2 protein-coding genes are annotated in these 2,922 nt (G+C 57.0%); one reads left to right on the forward strand and one right to left on the reverse strand.

What is annotated here, in order from left to right; genetic code table 11:
- On the reverse strand, positions 1-239 hold a 239-nt coding region (locus WCE46_RS07685; protein ID WP_424733110.1), incomplete at its 3' end, for a flavin reductase family protein.
- 360 nt (positions 240-599) lie between these two features.
- On the opposite strand from WCE46_RS07685, the gene WCE46_RS07690 reads away from it, so the two are divergent.
- The gene (locus WCE46_RS07690; protein ID WP_424733111.1) at positions 600-2,795 is read left to right on the forward strand and encodes a glycosyltransferase family 39 protein; all 2,196 of its coding nucleotides are present in this window, start codon (positions 600-602) and stop codon (positions 2,793-2,795) included.
- Positions 2,796-2,922: the final 127 nt, after the last annotated feature.

Consider the following 2,922-nt stretch of genomic DNA (forward strand, 5'->3'; position numbering starts at 1 on the left):
TCGGTCTCAACAACCTGCTGAACCGACGGCACATTCAGGGAAAAGGTCTTGTTCTCTTCGATGCCCTTTACGGTATACCGCATCTTGTTGAGCGCTACGCAGACCATCGGGGGCGCCATGCAGGCGACCGTGGCCCACGCAGCGGTCATGTAGTTCGGTTTTCCTTTCACGTTCGCACCCACGAGCACGGTGGGCATGACACTCATGTACGGCATCGGGCCGACTGTTACCTTGGCCATATGATTCACCGGACTTTAGGTTCGCAAGTGAGGGTCTTAAGGGTATCTTTGCGGGGTTTGGTCGTACCAGTATCGTTACATCTTTTATCCGGCCCTGTCAGAAAAAACCGCATAATCGCATTTTTTCGTTTTTTGCCGGGAGCAGGTGCGCAGGAGGATAATGATAATGATCCACAGGAATGCCGGCGAGGGGTGATGTGACCGCCAGAGAATCTGGTTGTCCTGTGGACACCGGATACAACACTGGATAGTCAGCTTTACCAGAACTCGGGTAAAACATATATTACAATATGTCCCATAAACATGACAACATGTACCCCGGCAGCATGGGCTTGAGCCAGTGTCCTGTCGCGTTACCAGGTGATTGATCTGATCAACCGGGACTTTATCCTGAAATACAAGGCAGAGATCCTTCTTGCCGGCATACTGGTCGTATCCGCGTTCCTGAACATCTGGAACATCTGGAACCAGGGCCTCACGAATACCTTTTATGCCGCCGCGGTAAAGAGCACGCTCGTCAACCCGGCCGCCGGCTTCTTTAACTCCTTTGATCCTGCCGGCTTTGTGACCGTGGACAAACCTCCGGTTGGCCTCTGGGTACAGGCTGCCTTTGCCGCAGTACTTGGTTTTAAAGGCTGGGTCCTCGTCCTTCCGCAGGCCCTTGCGGGGATCGGCTCGGTCGCCCTCATCTATTTCATTGTCGCCCGGCCGTTCGGAAAACCGGCAGGCCTTGTTGCTGCTCTTGCTCTTGCCGTAACCCCAATCCTTGTCGCAGTCTCACGGAACGGCACCATGGACACCCAGCTCATCTTTGTTCTTCTTCTGGCGGTCTGGGCCGTCCTCAGGGCAACACGGGAACGATCCCTGTCGTGGCTTCTTGTCTCGGTCTGCCTCATCGGGATCGGGTTCAATATCAAGATGATCCAGGCTTTTGTCGTGGTTCCCGCCGTTCTTGTAATCTATTTCCTTGGCACAACTGACTTTTCGTTCAGGAAGCGTGCGCTCCACCTTGGCATTGCCGTCCTCGTTCTCCTTGCGGTCTCTCTCTCATGGGCGGTCGCGGTCGATATGGTTCCGGCAAACGAGCGTCCCTATATCGGTGGGAGCGGGGACAACACGGTCCTTGGTCTCATCATCAACTACAACGGCCTCGAGCGACTGGGACTGGAAAACCGCGGAATGCCCGGCATGGCTGATGGTACCAGGGATCAGAGGACCGGTGCCATTCGGGAGGATGAGCCGCAAACGGGAAGCGGTGCGAGGGCTGCCGGTGTGAATCCCTATGAAGACCAGGGTGCTGCCCAGGGCGGTGCAGCCGGTGGCATGGCAAACGGAGAGGGAACGCCGGGCATCACCCGGTTCTTTGGGGAAACGCTTGCCGGCCAATTCTCCTGGCTTCTCCCCCTTGCGCTTATCGGGCTCCTTGCCTGGGTGCGGAGACCGGCATCTCTTACCCTCAAAGGGTTTGAGGACGTCGGAATCGCAGGAGAACAGGGGCTCACCCTCATCGCGATGCTGCTCTGGCTCGTGCCCGGCCTGCTGTTTTTTAGTTTTACGACCGCGTTTGGGCATACCTACTATATCGCGACCATCGCACCACCTCTTGCCGCCCTTGTCGGGATCGGTGCCGTCGCGATGTACCGGGAGTACCTCACAGAAGGCTGGAAAGGCTGGATCCTTATCGGGGCGGTGCTCATCACCGGGCTTCTCCAGGCCCTCTTCCTTTCGTATGACGCCGCATGGTCCGGTCTCCTGATCCCGTTCGTCCTTTTCGGGACGATCGTGTGTACAGGAATTCTTGCATCCTTAAAGGTACGGAAAAATGCAGTTTCACACAACGGTCAGAAATATATCGCTGTCATCGCTCTCGGGCTCCTCTTTGTCGCACCCTTCGTCTGGTCCTGCACGCCCCTGATATACGGGAGCAACCAGGGAGTCGCGGGCCCCCCGGCAGCCCGAATCGGCGGGGGGTCGGGGTACGGAACAGACCGGGGGCTTGGAACAGGAAATATTCCGGGCACCAATGCGGGTCGTTTAACGCAGGATTTTTCGGGCCGGGAACGACTCTCCGGTGCGGGGAACGCCAGTTATGCGTCGGGTTATGCATCAGGCCGTGGAGCCTTCTCCCTGACGGGTACGGGAAATACATCAGACACCCGGCTCGTGGATTACCTGCTCTCCCACACTACAAATGAGACCTGGATTCTTGCGGTTCCGAGCAGCCAGACCGGTGCGAACCTGATCATCGAGACGGGAAAACCGGTCATGTCCATCGGGGGATTCTCGGGCAGCGACCGGATCCTGAACATAACCTCCCTTGAAACCCTGATCCAGGAGGGCAAAGTCCGGTACTTCCTCACCAGTGGTTCAGCGGGTGTAGGCGGGGGGATGAACGCGGGGAACAGCGGGATCTTCAGCTGGGTGAGTTCCCACTGCACGGCAGTGGACCTGTCATCAGGGAACGAAACCGGAATGAACACAACCGGCATTGCAGGGGCAGGGAGCCAGACCTCCGGATCCCTGTATGACTGTGCCGGGGCAGCAGGCTCCGGGTAACTCATTGTTTATGAACTGTATGAATGAATACGGGACCTGGAGTAAAATCCCGGCCATTGTTGGCCGGGAAAAGATTCTCGGTTTTTTTCTCATCGGTGTGGTCTCTACCCTGATCGATGTGGGTCTC

This window comes from Methanoregula sp., from assembly GCF_049690535.1.
Lineage (GTDB): Archaea > Halobacteriota > Methanomicrobia > Methanomicrobiales > Methanospirillaceae > Methanoregula.